The following is a 21,577-nucleotide window of genomic DNA, read 5'->3' on the forward strand; positions in this document are numbered from 1 at the left end:
GAACGAGCGGAGACACTACATGAATAGCGACCTATCTGCTGAACTCAAACTTGGTCACCTGTTTCAGGCTGCCGGGCTGGTGCAGGAGGAAATAATCGTCATCCGCCATACACTCAACGCCGGCGGGTTGGAAACCAGGGCTGATGCTCTGGGACCTGGCCTTCTGCCGTACACCCGCGAACAGGGTCAGAACAACAAGCTTGGTCGAACCCCGCCAAGGATCTGGCTCAACTTCCTTGCAACTTCCGGACGACGCGCGCGCTTCATTACTGCCTTTGAGAACAACGGTGAGGTTCAAGCGGAACGGACGAAGACCTTACGTTTCTTTGACCTGCGTCCTTCGCCGATCTTCTCTGCCATGGCGGACCGTCTCGTTATTGAATGGACCGCCGACACTGTGAACTGGGCGAAGGCTGGAAAGACCGCAAGTCTTATGCCTGTCGTCGAGATTGCCGACCCACAGACCGAACGGTTTCCCGGATTCGATTCACTCCTTATCAGCTACGACGAACTGCAGGCGGTGGTGGCTGATGACCGATACAGCCAATGGCGCACGGCCCTCAGTTCCGTTCAGGGCATTTACCTCATCTCTGATACAAAGACCGGCAAACTCTACGTCGGTAAGGCTGATGGCACGGAACGATTCCTGGGCCGCTGGAGCGAATATGCCCGGAATGGTCACGGCGGGAATGTGGCTCTACGGGAATTGGCCGGGACCGATGCCAGCCACGCGCGTCACTATCAGTTCAGCATCCTGCGGGTTTTCGCACCCAGCGCCATCGGCGCCCAAGTGGATGCCGCCGAAGCGCACTTCAAGAGGGCTCTACTGTCCCGCCAAACGGGCCATAATCGGAACTAGGTGGGTAGCCGTCCCCGGTTTAGTGGCGCAACCTCGAAATGAGCATTTCGCGATGGCGTAAATAGGCGGCAGCGCCGTTGTCGTCGAGAACTGGGATACGAATAACGGGTGGGTGGCTCATTGCAGGAATTACTAGGTCCCGCAATGCATCGTTGTAGGCACGCTGCCGTTGCCTGCCTCGTGGCCCAAAGCCAGTCGCGTCCTTTGCGGCGCGATACTTGTCGCAGTCGGCGCCAACTTGCGGGGAGACTTCGCCGTTGGTTCCCGTTCCGGGCGGCTGACCGGGACGCGTCGAGCGAAAGATCAACGCAAAATTGCCTCAAGAACGAATCGTTCCATCCCCTGAAGAAATAGCATCACGGCAATAGCCGCACTAACAATGGGGAAAAGAATGACTGCAATTGGTCTCGCTGAGGCAACGCACGGTCCCAACGATTCAGGGCCGTTCTACCACGGCACCAGGGCGAACCTGCAGGCCGGAAACCTGTTGGTCCCTGGCAACGCCTCAGGCTTCGAGGCACGGGAGGCGACCACCCATATCTTCGTCACGGCCTCCCTCGATGCGGCCCGGCGGCATGCTGAATTCAGCGCAGGCGAGGGAAGAGGACGGATCTACCGGGTGGAACCCACTGGCCCCTTCGAGAACCATCCCCACCTGAGCGACGAGGGGCTTTCCGGAAATCATGCCCGGTCCTATCGCACGCACGAACCCATCCGGGTGCTGGACGAAGTCCGGGGCTGGCAGACTCACTGCACCGAGGTGCGGGGCTTCGATCCATCCTTCGACTTCATGACCGACCAGCCAGCGAGGCGCAGCCAAGACCCGGACAGTGTCAGTCCGAAGCTCCGGTCGCTCCATCAGGTCCTGTGGACAAAGCGGCTGAACTCAGGTGTGCTTTTCGCCCCCACCATGCCGGCGAATCGTGGCGACGGCTACCTGATCTTCACCGACGCTTCCGGGGCCAGGCATTGGTACGGCAGCGACGCCATCACGAACTCCTACACCCGCTGGTTGCGCCCGAAGGCTCTCGTCGGCGCTATCGCCGGTCTCAACCAGGAGCAGCGGGCCCGTTACCTTAACCCGCCGTACACCATCGGCAGTGCGATGATTTGGCCCGTCAGGTCGAAGGACCGGCCCACCATCAACCAGGCCCGAGGGACCAGGCCGCGGATCGCCGACCGCATGGACCTCACCCTGGAGTGCACCCGGCGTCACTACGCAGGAGAGCCAGAAAGCCCCCTCGCCGATGTCCTCACCGCCTACGCGGACTTCTTCGCGCTCTTCGACGGATTCAAGGAGTTCGTGGACTTTTTCCACTTCCAAGACCTCGTGACGCCCGACTACAGCGAGGTTCTGTTCTTCCTGCCGTTCGACGGCTTCAAGCATCGCGGGACACCGGCCACAACCGAGGAGTACGTGATGTATCGCGAGGCCACGCTGGAGTTCATCGCGAAGCGGGGGCAGCGGATAGCAAAGTGGCTTGAGGACAACGACAACAACACCGACGACGACGGCGAGTAGCGCCGAGAAGAACGGCGACGGCGGCGCTCACGCAAGTGCCGCCGTCGTTCGTATTTGCGTCACATCACCGTCGGCTTCCCCGGCCGCCCCTTGTGCTCCGCACGGGCGCCCGTGGCAGAGCGAGTGGATGGCGCCTCGCGGGCGGCGAAGGCGGCGGTGGCGGCCTGATCCCACCCACGACCCAACACATTTCATATTCATAGCGATACCGCTACAATTTTGACATGCCTCTGAGTATCCCCGAATTGGCGAAGCGCCTCAATCTGAACGACAGCCGCGCCCGGCACCTAGTCCAGTCCGGTCGCATCCGGGGGCAGAGAGTTGGCGGACGATGGCTGGTTGATGAAGCGGACGCATCCCAATATCGGCCCGGGGCACCTGCCGGCCGGCCCCTTTCGCAGCGTAACGCGTGGCTGTTCGCCATGGCCGCCGGCAATGCCCGGGAAGGCGCGGAGTCCGACTTCCTTGTGCACGTTTCTCCAGTTGAAAGGTACCGCCTCAATCAGCGGCTGCAGCGGTGGGAGGACGCAGCCTTCTCCTTCCCACTCCTCCTGTCCTTACTCGCCAACCGGGCCGACAGACTTGAGTTTTCCGCCGGCCCGGGCGACATCCCAGAGTTGAAGCAGGATCCTCGTCTACGGCCATCCGGGGTTTCCCATCCCGAATCGGGCCTGCTCGCAAACTCCGAGCTCGAGGCCTATGTCAGCCGGCGTGACGTGGATGCCTTTGTGAGGGATTGGTTCCTGGTCCTGGCCAAGCCCGGGCAGCGGGCCAACGTTGTTCTGCACGTAGCTGACGAGGTCCCCCATAAGCTTCCGATACTGGTCGTAGCCGCGGATCTGGCTGAACGCCCAGGCGCCCGGGAACAGGAAGCCGCTCGAGAACTTGTCAGGAGCATCCGTGCCGATTGAACTCCCGGCAATGTACGCCGAGCAGCAGGAAGCCTGGCAGGCGGTATTCGAAATCCATTCGCGCATGTCACAAGGCTGGGTCCTGGTGGGCGGACAGGCCGTCTACCTGCACGCAGTTGAACGAAGTGCGCCGATTGTTAGGGCAACAACTGATGCCGATTTTACCCTCGACATCCGCGCCTACCCTAGGATGCTCCACGATTTCACCTCGCTCTTGAAAAAGCTTGACTTCGAATCGGCTGGCGAGTCTATGGAAGGCCACCAGCACCGATGGCTCCGGGGAAAAGCCGTTGTGGATGTCCTGATTCCACGCCATCTGGGGGAACGTGCAGCCGGGCGCATTGGCGTGACAGGCGGGACTACGATCGCGGCTCCTGCCACCCAGCATGCCCTAGACAGGGCGGAAACGGTCGATGTCATAGCAGGGGCGGTCACAGGTCAGGTGAACCGCCCGTCACTACGGCAGCCTGATCGGAAAAGCCGCCGCCCTGAAGATTGTGAATGATGAATTCCGAGAACGGCACATCACTGATTTCCTGACGTTGGCCGCCGTCGTGGGTGCGGGTGACCTGCGGGGCGTCACCTATCAGCCTGCAGAACGCGATCACCTCGCACACATGCTCGGCTACCTGAAAAACACCCCCGAGCATATGGACCTCGTGCCCGAAGGTGCAGACGGCGTGCAGCGCCTCCGGATGTCCCTGGGCTGATTCCGGCATACCCTCTCGAGTCGGCGATCATCCGCTCACTGGCGGACCTTTCCACGCTCACGGACTGGGTCGACGCCGGCGCCAAGGGAACCTTCGTGGCCGACTGCCGACTCACGTCGAGCGTCCGGGCCCGTGGCTGAGCGAATGGATGGAGGTCTCCCGGGCGGCGAAGGCGGCGAAGGCGGTGGCGGTGGCGGTGGCGGGCTAGCTTAGCGCCGGCGCGGAACATCAGCGCAGGTCCTGGCGTTGAAGTGGTATGAACAAACGCCTCCTCATGCCGGCCGTGCTGCTCGTGGCCGCCATGGTGGTGGCCACGGGACTCTACCTGTTCCAGCCGTGGCGGATCTTCACGAGCTCCACTGTGACCGAGGACGTTCCGGCCGCTAAGCAGACCACCACCCCGCCGCCGGGATCCTCGGCTGAGCCTTCCACTGTTGCCGTTCCCCGCGAGGTGGCAACAGGCCAACTCATCAGCCATGAACATGCCAGCAAGGGAAGCGTGAAGATCATCGAACTCGCCGACGGGACCCACATCCTCCGGTTCGAAGGCCTTGATACCTCCGATGGTCCGGACCTGCGGGTATGGCTCACCGATGCCCCGGTGATTGAGGGAATCGCGGGCTGGCACGTCTTCGACGACGGTGGACACCTGGATCTGGGAGCACTCAAAGCCAACAAGGGTGACCAGAACTACGAGATCCCTGCCGGGACGAAACTGGCTGACTACACTTCGGTCAGCATCTGGTGCGCGCGCTTCGCAGTATCGTTTGCCGCCGCAGAGCTAACTGCCTGAGTAGTACTGTCAAGGATGTTGCACCAGTACAGTTCCCAGAGCCTGACCGAAAAGCATCAGCTGTTCCCTGGCTCCCGGTGAACACCCTTGAGCACCACCCCTGAAAGGTATGCACCCATGCGGATACTCGTCGTCGGAGCCGGAGCCACAGGCGGGGCGTTCGGTACTCTTTTGCAGGAAGCCGGACGGGACGTCACGTATCTGGTGAGACCGCGCAAGCAGGAGGTCCTTCGCCGCGACGGGTTGCGCTTCATCTCCCCCACCGCTGACCGGACCCACGCGGTGCAAACCATTACCGCCCCGGATGGGTCGGAGCCCTTCGATCTAATCATCGTCACGGTAAAAGCCACCGCGTTCGAGGGCGTACTCGGTGAGCTGGGCGCTTTCGTCGGACCTGGAACCAGCATCGTTCCCATCCTCAACGGCATGGCCCATGTGGACCGGCTTGAGCAGCAGTACCCGGGACTGGTGCTGGGCGGCCTGGCCCGGATCGTCGCCACACTCGACGGCGATGTGGTCCGCCAGCAGGTGCCCCTCACTTCGCTCACGGTGGGCGGGCTGAACGGAAATTCTGTCCCCACGGAAGTTTCCAAGGCTCTGGACGTGTCCGCCGTCGGCTTCTCGGTAGTTGACGACGTCTTGGGCGCTCTGTGGGATAAATGGGCATTCATCGCTGCCGCGGGGATTGTCAATTGCCTGTTCCGGGCGCCGGTGGGACGGATCATCGAGGCCGGCGGTGAGTCCAGGATTCTGGAGGCCATCAGTGAAACCGAAGCGGTTGCGGCTGCGGCAGGACACCCCGTTTCCGACGCCGCTCATGCACAAGCGCTCGGCATACTCACCGAGCCGGGATCGGCCTTCACGTCCTCTTTGTACCGGGACTTAAGCGCGGGCCTGCCGTCGGAAGCCGAGCACATCCTTGGCGACCTCGCACGCAGGGCCCGGGAGCTCAACGTTCCCACTCCGCTGCTGGACCTCACCCTCATCCAGATCAGGGCCGGCCTGCCGCGCTAACCCGCACCATTGCTGACCGCGGCACTCACGCAAGTGCCGCCGTCGTGCCTCCCCGCCTCACATGACCGTCGGCTTCCCGGGCCGTCCCTTATGCTCTGCCCGCGCGATCTCGAAGCTGCTCTCGAACGGCAGCGAGTCCAGGTCCAGCAGCGGGTTGTTGTCCTGGGTTTCCACCAGCCTGCGGGCGGCTTCCTCCGATTCCACGCTGGGCATGGACCCGGGCAGGTGCCGCCGGGCTGATTCGGGCAGGAACCAGATGGCCACGGCGGCAACCGCGGCCACGGCCATGAGGTAGTACGCAATCGCCATGTCGTCCCCGGTCAGTTCGATGAGGGACGCAATGATGAACGGGGCCGTCCCGCCGAAGATGGCCACCGCCAGGTTGTAGGCGATCCCCATGGCGGAATAACGGTGCTCGGTGGGGAACAGCGCCGGCAGCGCCGAGGCGAGGTTCGGCACCGAGAACGCCACCGGGAAGGCGATCAGGGCCAGGCCCAGCAATGTCATTGGGACGCTGCCCACCGATATCGCCAGGAACGCCGGAACCGCGAGCACCACGGTGCTGGCGGCCCCGATCCACAGCACGGGACGGCGGCCGATCCGGTCCGAGAGCAGCCCGGTGAACGGGATGCACAACGCCATAGCCACCAGAACAGGGATGGTCAGCAGCGTCCCCTCTACCTCGCTGTACCCCTTGTTGCTGGTCAGATACGTGGGCATGTAGGACGTGAGGGCGTAGGCCACCGTGTTGGCGGCCGCCGCCAGGATCATGGCCAGCAGGATGGGCCGCCAGTGCGCCTTCAGGATCCCCACCGGGCCCACCGGCCGGAGATCCTCCCCGGTCTCCGGGTGCTTGGCCGCCACGGCTTCGGCTTCCAGCGTGGCCTTGAAGGCGGCCGACTCCTCGATCTTCATCCGGAAGTACACGGCCACGGCGCCCAGCGGACCGGCCACCAGGAACGGGATCCGCCAGCCCCACGCCTCCATCTGCTCCTGGCCCAGCGTCAGCTGCAGGGCGGACACCACGGCCGCGCCCGCCGCAAAGCCGAGGTAGCTGCCCATGTCCAGGAAGCTGACGTAGAAGCCCCGGCGGCGGTCCGGCGAATGCTCGCACACGAACGTGGTGGCACCCGAGTATTCGCCGCCGGTCGAAAAGCCCTGCACCAGCTTCAGGACCACCAGCAGCACCGCCGCCCAGATGCCCAGCACCGCATACCCCGGAAGGAGGCCGACGGCGAACGTGGCCACGGCCATGAGCATCAGCGTCATGGCCAGCACCTTCTGCCGGCCGATCTTGTCGCCCAGCCAGCCGAAGAAGATGCCACCCAGCGGCCGGGCGATGAACGTGGCGCCGAAGGTTCCCAGGAGGAACAGGTTCTGCACAGCCCTATCCGCTTCAGGCAGGAACACCGGCCCCATGGTGGTGATGAGGTAGCCGAACACGCCGACGTCGTACCACTCCATCGTGTTGCCCACGATGGTTCCGCCCAGCGCCTTCTTCAGCGTGCGGCGGTTGACCACATTGACGTCGGATACCTTCAGCCGCCGCTGCTGCCCTTTATGCTCTGTCATGGCCCGCTCACCGCCCGCATCGCTCGTCAGCTGGGCCGTCGCCGTTCGTTCTTCCGGCCCGGATGACCGGCTTCCGGCGCGCGTGGCCGGTAGGAGCCCAACACTCCGATCATCCTGCCGCTGCCGCGCCGTGGCAACAGGGAATCAGGAGTGGCCTCCGGCGGAACGCATAGTCGCTGTCAGCCGCGCACCTGCAAATGCACCCACACGAGACGGTGATCGCTGCTCGGGAACGGAAAGACGCCGGTCAGCCGCGAGAGCGGGTCAGCCTGCGTGGGCCAGAACACCCCGGAACCGAGCACCGTGGTCTTTCGTGAAGGCAGCACGTAGTCAGCCCGCAGGTTTCCAGGTGCGCCGTCGGCGAAGTCTGCAGTGTCATAGCGCGGGTCACCTTCGTGGGCGGCGTTGGCTCCGCCTTGCAGGGCCGCAGCCTCCACGGCACCATCGGAGGCCGGCAGCGGGTCGGTGATCTGCCTGGAATCCAGGAGCTGGTTGATCGCGGCGTCCACCGAGTCGCCGTCGAGCGGGTCAGCGTTCTGGTCCCCCACGATGACGAACGGTTCGCTCGGCAGGAGCCCGCGCCGCGTACCCTTATCGTCCACGATGTACGCCGATTTGCCCGGGGTGACGTAGTCGGCCCAGAACCGGATCTCGTCGTGGTTGCGGCGGCCATTCCGGTCCTCGGGGCCGTCAAAGGTCGGCGGTGTGGGGTGCGAGGCGAGCACGTGGAGCGTTTCGCGGCCCACCTTCACCGGAACGTCCCAGTGCGACTTGCTTGACAGGCGCACCACCTCGAGCTCCTCCGGGGAAAACCAGTCGGCCGGTTCGGGCGTCGCCGGGTTGTCCGGCAAAAGCGCACCCGGCATGTCCTTCCACAGGAAGTTCTGGAACGTCCTCACGTTCTCCGTGTCGATGGGGTACTTCGACAGGATGGCCATGCCGTACTGGCCATCGAAGGCACCAAAGCCGAAGGCGTCATCGCCGCCGGCCACCTGGCCGTTGTTGTTGAGGTCCAACCCGCTGGGGATCCCGGTGTTCGACGGCGCCACGTAGGCGTAGGGGTAGTCCACGGGATCCGCCCCGCCCTGACCGATGGCTAGGTAGTTCCCGCGGAACAGGTCAGCGGCACGCAGGTTGGGCACGTAGTCAAACTCGTTCAGCAGGACAACATCGGGGTTGGCACGCTGGATGACCTCGGCAACGGTCCGCGCCTGCTGGTCGTTCGGCGTGCCCAGATCGGCCTCAAGTTCGCCCGCGGAAGCACGGTTAAGCGACAGGTTGTAGGTGGCCACCCGCAGGTCAACCGTGTGGTCCTTGTTGGGCTCGGCGGCGGCCGGAGCCCCGCCGAAACCCACGGCGAGGCCGCCGAGAACGGCAGCGGTGGCGGCAGCGGTGAATGGGCGTCTCGTGGACATGGGACTCCTTGGCGGCGAAGCTGTGGCGGGACTGATGACGGTGCGTTCACCCTAAGCCGCCAAGGTGACCAACAGACGTACTCCACGCGAACGGAGAAGGCGCGGCGTACCGTTGGTCACTATGGTGGTGATCTTCCAGCGGCGCATCGTCGAAGGCCTCACCGCGGGCACCGGCAAATGAGCCCCCTCGAGGAAATTCCGCTCGCGCCCGCCGGGCAGTGGTGGCAGTCCGCCGTCATCTATCAGGTCTATCCGCGCTCGTTTGCCGACGGCGACGGGGACGGTGTGGGCGATCTCGCCGGGCTCGCCGCACGGCTGCCGTACATCGCCTCCCTCGGCGTGGACGGCATCTGGATGACCCCGTTCCAGCCCTCCCCCCAACTGGACCAGGGCTACGACGTCAGCGATTACTGCGGCGTGGACCCGCTGTCCGGCACCATGGCGGACTTCGACTCGCTCCTGGAACTCGCCCATTCACTGGGCCTGCGGATCCTGCTCGACGTCGTCCCCAACCACTGCTCCTCGGAGCACCCTTTGTTCCAGGCTGCCTTGGCGGCCGGGCCGGGCTCGCCGGAGCGGGACATGTTCCACTTTGTCCCGGGTCCAAACGGCGGCGTCCCGCCCAACAACTGGCAGAGCGTCTTCGGCGGGCCGGCATGGAGCCGCGCCAACCCCGGATCCTCAACCGACACGGACTGGTACCTGCACCTGTTCTCGGCCGGGCAGCCGGACTGGAACTGGCGCAACCCTGCCGTGGGCGACTACTTCGACGGCGTGCTGCGCTTCTGGTTCGACAAGGGCGTGGACGGTCTCCGGATCGACGTCGCCCACGCCCTGTTCAAGGCCGAGGGCTTGCCGGACTCCCCCTCCACAGGCGGGGTGGTGGACGGGCTGCGGTCCAACCCGCAGGTCTCGGACCAGGAGGAAGTCCACGAGGTCTACCGGAGGTGGCGCGCCCTGGCAGAGAAATATGAGCCGCACCGCCTGCTGGTTGGCGAGGTCAACTTGGAACCGGCCCGCGCCGCGCGCTACACCCGGGCGGACGAGATGCAGCAGGCGTTTGCCTTCGCGTTTGTGAAGCTCGGCTGGGACCCGGGCGCCTGGGCAGACACCGGAAACGAACTCGAGGCCGCCCGGCAGCTGCACGGTGCCACCCCCACCTGGGCGCTCGAGAACCACGACATCGTCCGTTCCGCGACAAGGTTCGGCGGCGGGCCGATCGGCGCCTTGCGTGCCCGCGCCGCCCTGGTGGCACTCCTGGGACTGCCCGGCCCGGCCTACCTGTACCAGGGGCAGGAGCTAACCCTGCCCGAGGTGGACGTTCCGCTTGAAGCCCGGGTGGATCCGATGTGGGCGCGCGGCGGGGTCTGCCGCGACGGCGCCCGCGTGCCGCTGCCGTGGACCGAGGACCCGGCGCTGAACCACGGATTCTCGCTGGCCGAGCCCGCCGCCCAGCCGTGGCTGCCGCAGCCGGCCGGCTGGGGCCGGTACGCCGTCGAACGCCAGCAGCAGGACCGGGAGTCAGGCCTGAACCTGACCAGGACAGCCCTGGAGCTGCGCCGCCAACTGTGGGAGAAGGGTGTTTTCACCGCGGACGACGGCGGCACCTGGCGCGTCGAGGCCGGCGGCCTCCTCCTCTGCGAGCGGAGCCCCCACTTCCTGGTGGCCGTGGCAATGGGAACCGAACCGGCCAGGCTCCCGCCCGGAGCGGTGCTGCTCAGCGCCTCACCATTGGCTGAGGACGGCTGGCTGCAGCCCGACAACGCGGCCTGGGTGCTGCGGGAGTCCTAGGGCTTGCGAACGCCAATCAGTAATTGCCACGACTGGACAGTTACTGAAATCGACAACGCCGGAGCGGAGTAAGTGCAGGTAGGCTGCCTGTGGGGGAATCGAGAGGAACAATCCGCATGACACAGGCAACCGTCACACACTACGAGGTGCTTGGGGTACCAACGACGGCAGACACAGCCGAAATCAAGAAGGCGTACCAGCGCAGGCTCAGGACGTCACACCCGGACACAGGCGGCAGCACAGGGTTATTCCGGCTCGTCCAGGAAGCCTACGATGTCCTCTCGGACCCGGACCGCAGGGCCGCATATGACAGCGCTCCAAAGGGCAGTAATTCCGGGAACGCTGGAGGCGCCAGCGAGGATCGGCCGCAACAGGAACGCCCGCGGTCAGGACAGGATTCCTCACAGCAGAAGCCGAAACCAGCGTTCGCTGATATGGAGCAGGCGCCCGCCCCGCCACGGTGGACGGGTCCGGCAGTGGAGTACCGGCCACCACTTGTTTCGCCGTCAGGCGAACCCCAGAAAATCCGCCGCCCCGCGCCTTCCTGGACACGAACGTGGCGCACCGTTTTGATCGTTTTTGGCAGTGTGGGCACTGTCCCGCCCCTGTTTAGTACCATTTTTTACTTCAGCACCACTCAGTCAAACCCCAACTGGTTGGTCATGGGGCTGACATGTCTTCTGGCCACTGTCCTATCTGCCGGATTTTGGTTCTCGCTCGCCATGCTCCCAAAGTGGTGGACAACCAGGAAGCGCGCTGCACCGCCCACCGTCCTAGCCAGCGAGTATATGAGTGAGGACATCATCAGCCGCACCGTCCATGGTGTACCCGGCCGCAGTCTGTCGGTTGGACGCTTCGGAGAGAGGGCCGAGATCGGCGCAGAAGGCGAACGGCGAACCGCGCAACTCATCACCGGCTCAGTCCTCCACGGAATCCCGGCAGCGCGGCTCATCAACGGCCTTCGCTGGCCGGGCTCTGAACATGCTGACCTCGATCATGCCGTGATTGCCGGAAACAGGATTGCACTGATCGATTCGAAGATGTGGGCGGACGGCGACTATTGGTGGGACAACAAGCAGCTGTTTCGCAATGGCCGCGAGCTTAAAGCCTTTGGGCTGGGAGCAGGTGTCGAGGCCATTCGTGCCGGTTACCAGGGATATGTCGTTGAAGGCTGGGTTGTACTGCACTCGCCATCGGGAAGCCTCACCCAGCCGTCGATCGAGCGTGCTGGCATGTATCCCCTTCCCGGCAGGGCCCCCGTCCGGCTGGTTACTCCACTTGAACTCGTCTCCGAGGTCCATGCCTTCCTGTTGCAGGGCGAAGCCCCCCATGCAGTAGAAGTCCCGGGTTTTGCCGCGCTCGTCCGCTCGATGTTGTAGGGCTTGGTGGGCGCTTAGCCCCAACCTCAGCCGGACCAACGTCGCGGCCCCCGAAGTAGGGCACTTCTCCCCTGTGCCCTGCCCGTCACCGCGACTAGCCTGATCGGCATCAGCGTCCACCGCAGTCAAGGAGCCGTCATGGCCTCTGCAAGTCCTGAACAGGAGGGCGCCGGACCGGGCCTGCTCGTTGACCTCCGCCAGATGGGGTCAGCGCCGCTGGCTGCGGTAGGCGGCAAAGCCCTCAACCTCGGCCGGCTTGCCGCCGCGGACTTCCCGGTGCCTCCGGGATTCTGCCTGACCACAGCCGGCTACCGGGCGGCCGCACCCGCGGAACTGGCCGCCATCGCCGTCCGCCTTGACGGCGGCGGAACGGACGCAGCGGCACTTCCGGACGACGAACGGAACGCCCTCGCACGGCGGGCCCGCGAGGCGATGGCGGCAGCGCCGGTACCGCCCGATGTCGAGGCCGCCCTCCGCGAGGCCTACGCCGCACTGGGCAGCGGGCCCGTGGCGGTACGTTCCTCCGCCACCGCCGAAGACCTGCCCTTCGCCAGCTTCGCCGGGCAGCAGGACTCCTTCATGGACGTGGTGGGCGCCCACGCCGTGGCGGACGCCGTCCGGCGCTGCTGGGCCTCGCTCTGGACAGACCGGGCCGTGGCCTACCGCACCGCGAACGGGATCAGCCACCGCGAGGTGGGCCTCGCCGTCGTCGTTCAACAAATGATCGGCGCCGGCACGGCCGGTGTGCTGTTCACCGCCAACCCGGTGACCGGCACCCGGACCCAGACAGTCATCGATGCCAGCCCCGGGCCAGGCCAGGCGGTGGTGTCCGGTGCCGTGAACCCGGACCATTTCGTGGTGGAGACGGCGTCGGGCCGGATCCTGCAACAGCCGCAGGACCGCGCGCCCAGCCTGACCGGGCCGCAGCTCCAAGAGCTGACCTCCCTGGGTGACGCCGCGCAACGGCTCTTCGGCGCACCCCAGGACGTGGAATGGGTGATCGACGGCGGCGGCAAGGCCTGGCTGACCCAGTCGCGGCCCATCACCACGCTGTACCCGCTGCCGGAGGACGATCCGCTCGGCGGGCAAGCCGGCACGGACAACGCGGGCGCAGGATCAGGCCCGGAAACCCGGATTTACCTCTGCGGCACCCTGCTCCAGGGCCTCACCCGCCCCATCACGCCGATGGGGCTCTCCGTCCTGGGCCGCATGAGGGGCAACAACCGGGGGCCGTGGAGATACGCGTACCCGGGGCTGCGGATGTACGTGGAGCTGACACCGATTCTCCGCAACAAGTCCGGCCGCCAACTACTGGAGAAGGTCCTGCCGCTCGCGGACGGACGGTCAGCAGCCCTCTTGCCTGCGCTGCTGGAAGACCCGCGGTTCAGCGTCGTCCGGCCGCCCCGCAAAAAATCCGGCCGCAACGGCAATACCGCCCCTGCCCGGACGCGGTCCAAGGGTGCTGAAGGCACCCAAGGCCTCGGCCAGTTCTTCGGGCTTCTTCCCGGCATGGCCCGGGCTCTGCTGTGGCCGGACCGGGAACTGAGGCGGGCGCGGCGCTATCAGGACAGCCTTGCAGCCCGGCTGGCCCTCCCCGTGCCGGCCACGGCGGCCAGACGGCTCCAGCACGCCGAGGACATCCTGACCAGCTCCATCAACGGGCTGATCCAGGCCACGCTGCCGGCTCCCGCCCTGGGATACCTGATGCTGGCCGCGGCCCGCGGGCTGCTCCGCGGAATCGTGAAGCCGCGCGAACTTGAGGCGGTCCTGCGCGGGCTCCCGCACAACGTGACCACCATTATGGACCTGGAGCTGTGGCACCTGGCCGTGTTCCTGGGCAAGGATCCGGCGGCCCGCCGGGCGTTCACGGAGCTGAAGCCCGCCGAGCTGACTGACCGCTACAGGGCGGGAACGCTGCCCGGCACCGCCCAGTCCGGGCTGCAGGAGTTCCTGGCAAAGTACGGCCACCGGGCGGTGGCGGAGATCGATCTGGGGATGCCGCGGTGGTCCGCTGAACCGGACCACATCCTCGGCATGATCTCCAACTACCTCCGCGTGGAAGATCCCGAACAGACCCCCGACCGCCAGTTCGCCACCGCCGCCGGCCATGCGGAGGCCAGGATCAGCGAGCTCGTGGAGCGGGCCGGGACAAAGAGCCGGTTACGGGGGCGCCTGGTGGGATTGTGCCTGCACCGGACACGGGAACTCGCCGGCCTCCGGGAACTGCCCAAGTTCTGCATTGTGATGGTGCTGGCGGAGATGCACCGGCAGCTCGAGGAGGTGGGTGCCGAACTGGTCAGGAACGGAACCCTCGACGCCGCCGGCGACGTGTTCTTCCTGGACTTCGACGAACTCCGTGTGGGCCTTCGCGGTGCGGACCTGAAAGGGATCGTCTCCCGCCGCCGTCGGCTGTACGACGTCGAACTCCGGCGGCGGCGCATTCCGCGCCTTCTGCTCTCGGACGGCACAGACGTTGAGGCTGCCGCGGCGCCCCCACCGGCTGCCGCGGACAGTCTGACGGGGACGCCGGCCTCCGCAGGCACCGCCACCGGGAAAGTCAGGGTGATCATGGATCCGGTGGGCGCCCACCTGGAACCAGGGGAAATCCTGGTGGCCCCCTCCACCGATCCCGGCTGGACGCCGCTTTTTATGACGGCGGGTGCACTGGTGATGGAGATGGGCGGCGTCATATCGCACGGAGCGGTGGTGGCCCGCGAATACGGCATCCCCGCAGTGGTGGGTGTTGCGGATGCCACCACAATGCTGCGCGATGGCCAGAGCATCACCGTGGACGGCGCCGCCGGAACCGTCACGTGGTGAGGCCCGCCGCCGTCATCACTGCGCACCGATTCAGGAATACCCCATCGACTGTGATAATCCGGTAGGTATGTCTTCCTTATCCGAATCTTCCACGACGGCATCAGCCGCGGAAGAACGCAGCGCCCGCGTTGCCGTCACCCTCTTTCCCCTACTGATCCTGGCGGGAGGAGCCGTAGCCCTCGCCGCCCCAACAGCCTTCACCGGGATGGCCGCCTGGATCAACCCCCTGCTGGGAATCATCATGTTCGGCATGGGCCTGACGCTGACGCCGCCTGACTTCGCCATTATCGCCAAACGCCCCATCCCGGTGGTGATCGGAGTGGTGGCGCAATATGCCATCATGCCGTTCCTGGGCTGGGCTATCGCCGCGGCGCTGCAGCTGCCGCCGGCACTGGCCGCGGGTGTCATCCTGGTGGGCTGCTGCCCGGGCGGGACGGCCTCCAACGTGGTGTCGTACCTGGCCAAGGGCGACGTCGCCCTGTCCGTGGCGATGACCTCCGTCTCAACGCTCATTGCTCCGTTGCTGACGCCGGTGCTGGCGCTGTGGCTCGCCGGTCAGTACATGCCGGTGGACGCCGGTTCCATGGCGTGGTCCATCGTCCAGATTGTGCTGTTCCCCGTCCTGCTGGGACTTGTCATCCGGCGCTTTGTGCCGGGCCTCGTGGCCAAGGCGCTGCCGGCCCTTCCGTGGATTTCGGTCATCGCCATCACCCTGGTGGTGGTTGCGGTGGTCTCCGGAAGCGCAAAGGCCATCTTCGCCGCGGGACTCCTGGTTCTCGCGGCCGTCATTCTGCACAACGGACTTGGCTACGCCCTCGGCTACGCCGCAGCCCGTCTGTTCAAACTCCCCATTCCAGCCAGGCGCACCACGGCCATTGAGGTGGGCATGCAGAACTCGGGCCTGGCAGCAGGCCTGGCACGGCAGTATCTGACTCCCGAAGCCGCACTTCCCGGCGCGATCTTCTCGGTCTGGCACAACGTCTCCGGTGCCGTCCTGGCCGCCTACTGGCGCCGCAGCAGCACCCCCGTTGCACGCAGCAGTGAGCCGGCTCCGGTAGCGATTACGGAGTAGGAACCCAGCCAGCAGTGGGCTGGAAGAGGCGTGGGGGGGGGGGGGGGGGGGGGGAGGGAGGCGCACCCGCGGGGGGGGCGGGGGACGGGGGTGGGTGTACGGGGGGGCCCGGGTGCGTTACCCCCCGCGGGCGCCACGCCCCTTTTGCGGGTCAACGGCCCTTAGTGCGCCCCCGCCACAGCTGCTGCCTCGACGTCAGCCTCGGCGGCGACGCCGGCGAGCCGGAGCCAGGTGTCCACCACGGTGTCCGGGTTCAGGGACACGGAGTCGATGCCCTGCTCCACCAGCCACTCGGCGAGGTCCGGGTGGTCGCTGGGGCCCTGGCCGCAGATGCCCACGTACTTGCCGCGTGCCTTGCAGGCCGTGATGGCCATGCTGAGGAGCTTCTTGACCGCGGGATCGCGCTCATCGAACCCTGCGGAGACGATCGCCGAGTCCCGGTCCAGGCCCAGAGCCAGCTGGGTCATGTCGTTGGAGCCGATCGAGAAGCCGTCAAAGTGGTCCAGGAACTCGTCGGCCAGCAGCGCGTTGGACGGCAGCTCGCACATCATGACCACTTCCAGGCCGTTCTCGCCGCGGCGCAGGCCGTTCTCGGCGAGGAGGTCAATGACGCCGCGGGCCTCATCCAGGGTCCGCACGAACGGGATCATCAGCTTGACGTTGGTCAGGCCCATCTCGTTGCGGACGAAGGACAGGGCCTCGCACTCGAGGTCGAAGCAGTCGCGGAAGGACGGCTCCAGGTAGCGTGCGGCGCCGCGGAAGCCCAGCATCGGGTTCTCCTCGTGCGGCTCGTACGCCGGCCCGCCCAGGAGGTTGGCGTACTCGTTGGACTTGAAATCGGACATGCGCACAATCACCGGATGCGGTGCGAAGGCCGCGGCGATGGTGGACACCCCTTCGGCCAGGCGCTTGATGTAGTAGTCCCGCGGGCTGGCGTAGGCGGCGATCCGCTCCCGGATCTGCTCCTGGACGTCCGCCGGCTCGGTGTCCAGGTTCAGCAGCGCCTTGGGGTGGATGCCGATCTGCCGGTTGATGATGAACTCGAGCCGGGCCAGCCCCACACCGTGGTTGGGCAGCTGGGCGAACGTGAACGCCTGCTCCGGGGTGCCCACGTTCATCATCACCTTCACGGGCGCATCGGGCATCTTGGTGATCCCGGTTTCCTCCACGGTGAAGTCCAGCAGGCCCGCGTAGATGGTGCCCGTCTCGCCGTCGGCGCAGGAGACTGTGACCTCCACCCCGTCGGACAGTGAGTCCGTGGCGGAGCCGGTACCGACGACGGCGGGGATCCCCAGTTCGCGGGCGATGATGGCCGCATGGCAGGTCCGTCCGCCGCGGTTGGTGACGATCGCGGAGGCGCGCTTCATGATCGGTTCCCAGTCGGGGTCGGTCATGTCGGCCACCAGGACGTCACCGGTCTGGAACGCGGCCATCTGGTCGATGGCGGTGAGGATGCGGACGCTGCCGGCGCCGATGCGCTGGCCGATCGCGCGGCCCTCGGCCAGGACCGGGCCGGTTTCGTTGAGGCGGAAGCGGGTCTGGCTGCCGGGGGCGCGGCGGGACTGCACCGTCTCCGGGCGTGCCTGCAGGATGTACAGGCCGCCGTCGATCCCGTCCTTGCCCCACTCGATGTCCATGGGACGGCCGTAGTGGTTCTCAATGGCCACGGCGTGCCGGGCCAGCTGCTCCACGTCCTCGTCGCTGAGGCTGAAACGGTTCCGCAGGGACGCCTCCACCGGGACGAAATCGATGGTGCGGCCGATCTCCCGGTTCTGTGTGTAGGTCATCTGCAGGGCCTTCTCCCCCAGTCCCCGCTTGAGGATGGCGGGACGGCCCGCCTGCAGCGCCGGCTTGTAGACGTAGAACTCATCCGGGTTCACCGCGCCCTGGACCACGGCCTCGCCGAGGCCGTAGGAGGAGGTGACGAACACGGCGTCCTGGAAGCCCGATTCGGTGTCCATGGTGAACATGACACCGGAGGCCCCGACGTCGGAGCGCACCATCCGCTGGATGCCGGCGGAGAGTGCCACCTCGGCGTGCTCGAACTTGTGGTGCACCCGGTAGGCGATGGCCCTGTCGTTGTACAGCGACGCGAACACGTCCTTGATGGCGGCCAGGATGTTCTCGATCCCGCGGACGTTCAGGAATGTTTCCTGCTGCCCGGCGAAGGACGCGTCCGGGAGGTCTTCCGCCGTCGCGCTGGAGCGGACGGCCCAGGAGAGGTCATCGGTGCCGCCGTGCTTTTCCACCAGTTCCCGGTAGGCGCTCCGGAGCTGCTGTTCGAAGTCCGGCAGGAAGGGCGTCTCGCGGATCAGGGTCCGGATCTCCTGCCCGGCAGCGGCCAGGGCAGTCACGTCGTCGGTGTCCAGGCCAACCAGCCTGTCGACGATCCGCTGGTCCAGACCGGAGTCAGCCAGGAAGCTGCGGTAGGCATCCGCGGTGGTGGCGAACCCGTCCGGGACCTGGACGCCGGCGGAGGTCAGGTTCTGCACCATCTCGCCGAGGGAGGCGTTCTTGCCGCCCACCCGGTCCAGGTCCTTGAGTCCGAGTTCCGAGAACCACAGGATGTCTGTTGCCATAGTTACTGCTCCTTTGCAGAGGGTGCGTGCAGGGGCCCTGCTCACGGCGGTGGCCGCGTGAGGGCACAAATCCCCTCTACATTGGCAGGCCTGAGAGAGGCGCGCCACATGATGTGCACCACACTCGGTTTGTGAAACTTTTCCCTAATGTTTGAGGTTCATCTTCTGCAGGATGGTGGCCGCCATCTCCTCCACCGACACGCTGGCCGAGTTGAGGTACGGAATCCCGTGGGATTCGTAGAGCCGCTCGGCACTGCGCAGCTCGAACCCGCACTGGCGCAGCGAGGCGTAGGGTGAGCCGCGGCGCCGCTCGGTGCGCACCTGGCTCAGCCGCAGCGGGTTGGTGGTCAGGCCGAAACATTTCGACACGAACGGTTTCAGCGACTTGGGCAGCCCTTCCCGTTCGAAGTCCTCCTCCACCAGCGGGAAGTTCGCGGCGAAGATCCCGTGCTGCAGCGCCAGGTACATGGTGGTGGGCGTCTTTCCGCAGCGGGACGGCGCCACCAGGATGACCTGGGCCTTCTCCAGCGCACGCAGGCTCTGGCCGTCGTCGTGCTCCATGGCATACTCGACGGCGGCCATCCGGGACTGGTAGCGCTCAGCGTTCCCCAGCCCGTGCGCCCGCCCGGGTTCCCCGCTGGCGTGGCTGCCCAGCGCCTGTTCCAGCTGGTCCACGTAGGTCCCGATCAGGTCCACGATGATGCCCTGGCAGGCCGAGAGGGTCTGCCGGATCTCGCTGCTGACCGCCGTGGAGAAGACCAGGGGCGTGGGGCCCGTGGCGGCGACGCCGTCGATGATCCCCACGACGGACCGGGCCTGGGCAACGGTGGTGATGAACGGGATGGTGATGCGGTCGAAATTGTTCCCGGGGAACTGCGTCAGCAACGTGTTGCCCAGCGTTTCCGCCGTGATGCCGGTGCTGTCCGAGAGGAAATAGACAGGCCGTAGAGCGTCAGTGGTCATTCCATGACTTTAGCGGGCGGTCCCGCACTGCGGCGCCCAGCCAGCGGGCCGCCGTCGTACTTCAACGCCCGGCTGGCCCGCTGGCCACGTACCCAACTGCTACTGTCCCGGCGCCCGGTAGGACGGCGTCTTCTTGGCGGCTTCGTCGAGGTCTTCGACCGTCAGGAGCGGCTTGAGGCGGACGTTGACGCTGCCCGTCGAGTTGATCAGCAGCGACAGTGCTGCAGCGCTTGCATCGTCCGGCGCTTCGAAAACGCCCAGGACATCGTAGTAGCCAAACGCGTAGTAGAAGCTCTCCAGCGATCCTCCGACGGATTTGAGGGCCTCCGTCAGAGCATCCCGCCGCTTGGTGCCGCCCTCCTGCATGAGCCCCTGGATGCCTTTGCCCACGTAGGTCGCTTCAAACAGATACTTCGGCATGGTCTTTCCCTCCTGTGTTCGTTCCATCCGGCACTCATCGCGCCGGGCGCCAGGATGACGCAGACACAGAATCCTCCCCACCTGGCTCCATCGCCATGCAGGAGCGGCCCAGATCCGGCCCCTCATTCCGTGGAAACGGGGTGTCCGAACCCCGTTAACGCAGAAACTATTCCTTTGGCTTCAGGCAGTCAATACAAAGCGGAACGCACCGCCGTCGGAAACGTTCGACGGCGGTGCGCTGGGTGTGGTGCCTTGGGCGTCAGCGGGGCGGCTGCTTATCGCGGGCCACGCCATAGGCGTCATATTTGACGGCGGCAATCCATGAGTGTCGCCGTTATATGATCGGGCCGTGCACCATCGCTCCAGTTGCGATTGTCGCCCACCAGACTTCGGCAAAATGGGAGACCTCCATGACAGCGAGTTCAATTACCGAGTACATCGACCAGTTCGACGGTGATGTCCGGGACCGGCTGCTGACCGTGTACGAAATGGTCCGCTCGGCCGTGCCGGCTGAAGCGGAGGAGTCGATCAGTTGGCGTATGCCGGCCTTCAAACTCGGCACCGAGCCGTTGTTCTTCTTCACCGGGACAAAGCGCCACATCGGGTTCTATCCCACTCCGGACGCGATCGCGCATTTCTCCGCAGAGCTGGCCGCCTATGGAACCACCGATCACATTGTCCAACTGCCCCATAGCGCCCCGCTCCCCACCGAGCTCATCCGCGAGATGATCACGTGGCGGCTACAGCAGCTGCCTTCAGACAAGGCCTGAGTCAGTCAGTCGCTGCTGCTGCTGCGTTGACTTGCCCCGTTCTCCCCCGCCTTCGACAGCGTGAATATCCCATAGCGCATCGCACCTGTGCGGTAGGCGAGGATTAGGCGGGGGATGCTCAGAACGAAGATGCGGTTGCGTGCGCCAAGGGCTAGGCGACGGGTCTCACGGTTGACGAGCAATGCCTTCAGGAGCCGACGGGCGCAGATCGTCCATGTGCGGGCAACCTGGCGGCTGACATCCTCATAGCTGTCGATCGCAAAGCCCGCCGCCGTTGCCATCGCCTCATATTCCTCGCGCGTGCCCATCGACGGCAGGCGCCCTTCGCGGCAGATCGGCTCGAGCAGGTGGCGGACCTTCCAACCGCTGGCATCAGCCTCGGCGAGCCACGCACAGACCACGAAACGGCCTCCGGGCGACAGCACGCGGTGCGCCTCGGCGAAGAACCTGGGTTTGTCCACCATGTGCTCGCTCGACTCGATCGCCCATGCGGCATGGGCCGAGGCATCGGGCAACCCGTTGACGAGCCAGTCGCGAACCTCGATGTCCACGTCGGGTACGGGATGCGCGGCGGCGTAGTGGGCCTGCTCAGCGGAAAGCGTGACGCCGGTGACGCTGACCTTGTGTGCCACCGCGAGCTGCCTTGCAGTGGAGCCGTAGCCGCAGCCAATGTCGACGCACGCCTCACCGGGCATAAGACGCAGCCGATCCCCCACCGTGTCGGCCAGCGCCTCCACGGCCTCAGCGGGTGTCTCGCGGCCCGTGGTCCATAGCCCGTGATGGACATGATCGCCCCATACCCGGCGATAAATCGGATCGAGTTCGTCGTAGTGGTCCGCGACAGCCACGGCGTTCTGGGGAATACTGGGGACGATCACGCCCTCACGTTATAACGCCGGTCGCTGCCCTGGTAAGGTCCCAGCCCAATAGCTCTGACGTACGGTGGCAGGGTCCTTTCCGGGCAGCTATATCTTTGGGGGGAGAATA

At 65.8% G+C, this 21,577-nt stretch carries 18 protein-coding genes and 1 pseudogene; 13 read left to right on the plus strand and 6 right to left on the minus strand.

The annotated features are described in order from the left end of the window. The first annotated feature begins 19 nt into the window (after positions 1–19). The 7 genes from ACP7AX_RS01470 (at position 20) to ACP7AX_RS01500 (ending at position 5,809) form a co-directional block, all read left to right on the plus strand. Entirely contained in the window at positions 20–859 is an 840-nt protein-coding gene (locus tag ACP7AX_RS01470; protein WP_426225121.1) for a GIY-YIG nuclease family protein, read from the plus strand. A 391-nt stretch (positions 860–1,250) separates the two neighbouring features. Continuing rightward, the gene (locus ACP7AX_RS01475) at positions 1,251–2,381 is read left to right on the plus strand and encodes an NAD(+)--rifampin ADP-ribosyltransferase (protein WP_426225122.1); all 1,131 of its coding nucleotides are present in this window, start codon (positions 1,251–1,253) and stop codon (positions 2,379–2,381) included. A gap of 224 nt (positions 2,382–2,605) precedes the next feature. Next, positions 2,606–3,292, plus strand: coding sequence for a helix-turn-helix domain-containing protein (locus tag ACP7AX_RS01480; RefSeq protein ID WP_426225123.1), 687 nt, complete (start codon positions 2,606–2,608; stop codon positions 3,290–3,292). Continuing rightward, positions 3,282–3,797, plus strand: coding sequence for a hypothetical protein (locus tag ACP7AX_RS01485; RefSeq protein WP_426225124.1), 516 nt, complete (start codon positions 3,282–3,284; stop codon positions 3,795–3,797). The genes ACP7AX_RS01480 and ACP7AX_RS01485 overlap by 11 nt, the downstream gene beginning before the upstream one ends. Further along, complete coding sequence (locus ACP7AX_RS01490; RefSeq protein WP_426225125.1) at positions 3,790–4,002, plus strand: hypothetical protein; 213 nt, start codon at positions 3,790–3,792, stop codon at positions 4,000–4,002. The genes ACP7AX_RS01485 and ACP7AX_RS01490 overlap by 8 nt, the downstream gene beginning before the upstream one ends. Positions 4,003–4,258: 256 nt before the next feature. Next, on the plus strand, positions 4,259–4,795 hold the full coding sequence (locus ACP7AX_RS01495) for a DM13 domain-containing protein (RefSeq protein WP_426225126.1): 537 nt from the start codon (positions 4,259–4,261) through the stop codon (positions 4,793–4,795). A gap of 117 nt (positions 4,796–4,912) precedes the next feature. Beyond that, on the plus strand, positions 4,913–5,809 hold the full coding sequence (locus tag ACP7AX_RS01500; protein WP_426225127.1) for a 2-dehydropantoate 2-reductase: 897 nt from the start codon (positions 4,913–4,915) through the stop codon (positions 5,807–5,809). A 57-nt stretch (positions 5,810–5,866) separates the two neighbouring features. Here the strand turns inward: ACP7AX_RS01500 and ACP7AX_RS01505 are convergent, their stop codons facing one another. Together ACP7AX_RS01505 and ACP7AX_RS01510 are read right to left on the minus strand one after the other, a co-directional pair. Beyond that, positions 5,867–7,381, minus strand: coding sequence for an MFS transporter (locus ACP7AX_RS01505; RefSeq protein ID WP_426225128.1), 1,515 nt, complete (start codon positions 7,379–7,381; stop codon positions 5,867–5,869). Positions 7,382–7,560: 179 nt separating this feature from the next. After that, complete coding sequence (locus ACP7AX_RS01510) at positions 7,561–8,796, minus strand: endonuclease/exonuclease/phosphatase family protein (protein ID WP_426225129.1); 1,236 nt, start codon at positions 8,794–8,796, stop codon at positions 7,561–7,563. Positions 8,797–8,973: 177 nt separating this feature from the next. On the opposite strand from ACP7AX_RS01510, the gene ACP7AX_RS01515 reads away from it, so the two are divergent. The 5 genes and pseudogenes from ACP7AX_RS01515 (at position 8,974) to ACP7AX_RS01535 (ending at position 15,858) form a co-directional block, all read left to right on the plus strand. Then, positions 8,974–10,587 carry an alpha-amylase family glycosyl hydrolase gene (locus tag ACP7AX_RS01515; protein WP_426225130.1) on the plus strand — a complete coding sequence of 538 codons (1,614 nt, stop codon included), beginning with the start codon at positions 8,974–8,976 and terminating at the stop codon, positions 10,585–10,587. Positions 10,588–10,703: 116 nt separating this feature from the next. Beyond that, positions 10,704–10,886 (plus strand): annotated as a pseudogene (locus ACP7AX_RS01520) (J domain-containing protein); the annotation flags it as partial. 489 nt (positions 10,887–11,375) lie between these two features. Then, positions 11,376–11,966: a nuclease-related domain-containing protein gene (locus ACP7AX_RS01525; RefSeq protein ID WP_426225295.1), complete on the plus strand. Its 591-nt coding sequence runs from the start codon at positions 11,376–11,378 to the stop codon at positions 11,964–11,966. Positions 11,967–12,104: 138 nt separating this feature from the next. Next, positions 12,105–14,786: a PEP/pyruvate-binding domain-containing protein gene (locus tag ACP7AX_RS01530; RefSeq protein ID WP_426225131.1), complete on the plus strand. Its 2,682-nt coding sequence runs from the start codon at positions 12,105–12,107 to the stop codon at positions 14,784–14,786. 67 nt (positions 14,787–14,853) lie between these two features. After that, positions 14,854–15,858: a bile acid:sodium symporter family protein gene (locus ACP7AX_RS01535; protein ID WP_426225132.1), complete on the plus strand. Its 1,005-nt coding sequence runs from the start codon at positions 14,854–14,856 to the stop codon at positions 15,856–15,858. A 161-nt stretch (positions 15,859–16,019) separates the two neighbouring features. Here ACP7AX_RS01535 and ppsA read toward each other — a convergent pair whose 3' ends face one another. From ppsA to ACP7AX_RS01550, 3 genes are all read right to left on the minus strand, one after another. Beyond that, positions 16,020–18,437, minus strand: a complete 2,418-nt coding sequence (gene ppsA, locus ACP7AX_RS01540; protein ID WP_426225133.1) for a phosphoenolpyruvate synthase — start codon at positions 18,435–18,437, stop codon at positions 16,020–16,022. 144 nt (positions 18,438–18,581) lie between these two features. Next, complete coding sequence (locus ACP7AX_RS01545; RefSeq protein WP_426225134.1) at positions 18,582–19,400, minus strand: pyruvate, water dikinase regulatory protein; 819 nt, start codon at positions 19,398–19,400, stop codon at positions 18,582–18,584. 99 nt (positions 19,401–19,499) lie between these two features. Then, complete coding sequence (locus ACP7AX_RS01550) at positions 19,500–19,847, minus strand: GYD domain-containing protein (RefSeq protein ID WP_426225135.1); 348 nt, start codon at positions 19,845–19,847, stop codon at positions 19,500–19,502. 383 nt (positions 19,848–20,230) lie between these two features. On the opposite strand from ACP7AX_RS01550, the gene ACP7AX_RS01555 reads away from it, so the two are divergent. Then, positions 20,231–20,590 (plus strand): iron chaperone, encoded by a 360-nt coding sequence (locus ACP7AX_RS01555; RefSeq protein WP_426225136.1) that lies wholly within the window; start codon positions 20,231–20,233, stop codon positions 20,588–20,590. Between the two features lie 5 nt (positions 20,591–20,595). On the opposite strand, the gene ACP7AX_RS01560 is transcribed toward ACP7AX_RS01555, so the two are convergent. Further along, complete coding sequence (locus ACP7AX_RS01560) at positions 20,596–21,468, minus strand: SAM-dependent methyltransferase (protein ID WP_426225137.1); 873 nt, start codon at positions 21,466–21,468, stop codon at positions 20,596–20,598. Positions 21,469–21,577: the final 109 nt, after the last annotated feature.

It is taken from the genome of Pseudarthrobacter sp. DSP2-3-2b1 (assembly GCF_049895945.1).
Classification (GTDB): domain Bacteria; phylum Actinomycetota; class Actinomycetes; order Actinomycetales; family Micrococcaceae; genus Arthrobacter.

Excerpts from the sequence above, each read along its gene's own strand:
- ACP7AX_RS01470 (WP_426225121.1), top strand. The coding sequence starts at position 20 with ATGAATAGCGACCTATCTGCTGAACTCAAACTTGGTCACCTGTTTCAG.
- ACP7AX_RS01475 (WP_426225122.1), top strand. The coding sequence starts at position 1,251 with ATGACTGCAATTGGTCTCGCTGAGGCAACGCACGGTCCCAACGATTCA.
- ACP7AX_RS01480 (WP_426225123.1), top strand. The coding sequence starts at position 2,606 with ATGCCTCTGAGTATCCCCGAATTGGCGAAGCGCCTCAATCTGAACGAC.
- ACP7AX_RS01495 (WP_426225126.1), top strand. The coding sequence starts at position 4,259 with ATGAACAAACGCCTCCTCATGCCGGCCGTGCTGCTCGTGGCCGCCATG.
- ACP7AX_RS01500 (WP_426225127.1), top strand. The coding sequence starts at position 4,913 with ATGCGGATACTCGTCGTCGGAGCCGGAGCCACAGGCGGGGCGTTCGGT.
- ACP7AX_RS01505 (WP_426225128.1), bottom strand. The coding sequence starts at position 7,381 with ATGACAGAGCATAAAGGGCAGCAGCGGCGGCTGAAGGTATCCGACGTC.
- ACP7AX_RS01510 (WP_426225129.1), bottom strand. The coding sequence starts at position 8,796 with ATGTCCACGAGACGCCCATTCACCGCTGCCGCCACCGCTGCCGTTCTC.
- ACP7AX_RS01515 (WP_426225130.1), top strand. The coding sequence starts at position 8,974 with ATGAGCCCCCTCGAGGAAATTCCGCTCGCGCCCGCCGGGCAGTGGTGG.
- ACP7AX_RS01525 (WP_426225295.1), top strand. The coding sequence starts at position 11,376 with ATGAGTGAGGACATCATCAGCCGCACCGTCCATGGTGTACCCGGCCGC.
- ACP7AX_RS01530 (WP_426225131.1), top strand. The coding sequence starts at position 12,105 with ATGGCCTCTGCAAGTCCTGAACAGGAGGGCGCCGGACCGGGCCTGCTC.
- ACP7AX_RS01535 (WP_426225132.1), top strand. The coding sequence starts at position 14,854 with ATGTCTTCCTTATCCGAATCTTCCACGACGGCATCAGCCGCGGAAGAA.
- ppsA (WP_426225133.1), bottom strand. The coding sequence starts at position 18,437 with ATGGCAACAGACATCCTGTGGTTCTCGGAACTCGGACTCAAGGACCTG.
- ACP7AX_RS01545 (WP_426225134.1), bottom strand. The coding sequence starts at position 19,400 with ATGACCACTGACGCTCTACGGCCTGTCTATTTCCTCTCGGACAGCACC.
- ACP7AX_RS01550 (WP_426225135.1), bottom strand. The coding sequence starts at position 19,847 with ATGGAACGAACACAGGAGGGAAAGACCATGCCGAAGTATCTGTTTGAA.
- ACP7AX_RS01555 (WP_426225136.1), top strand. The coding sequence starts at position 20,231 with ATGACAGCGAGTTCAATTACCGAGTACATCGACCAGTTCGACGGTGAT.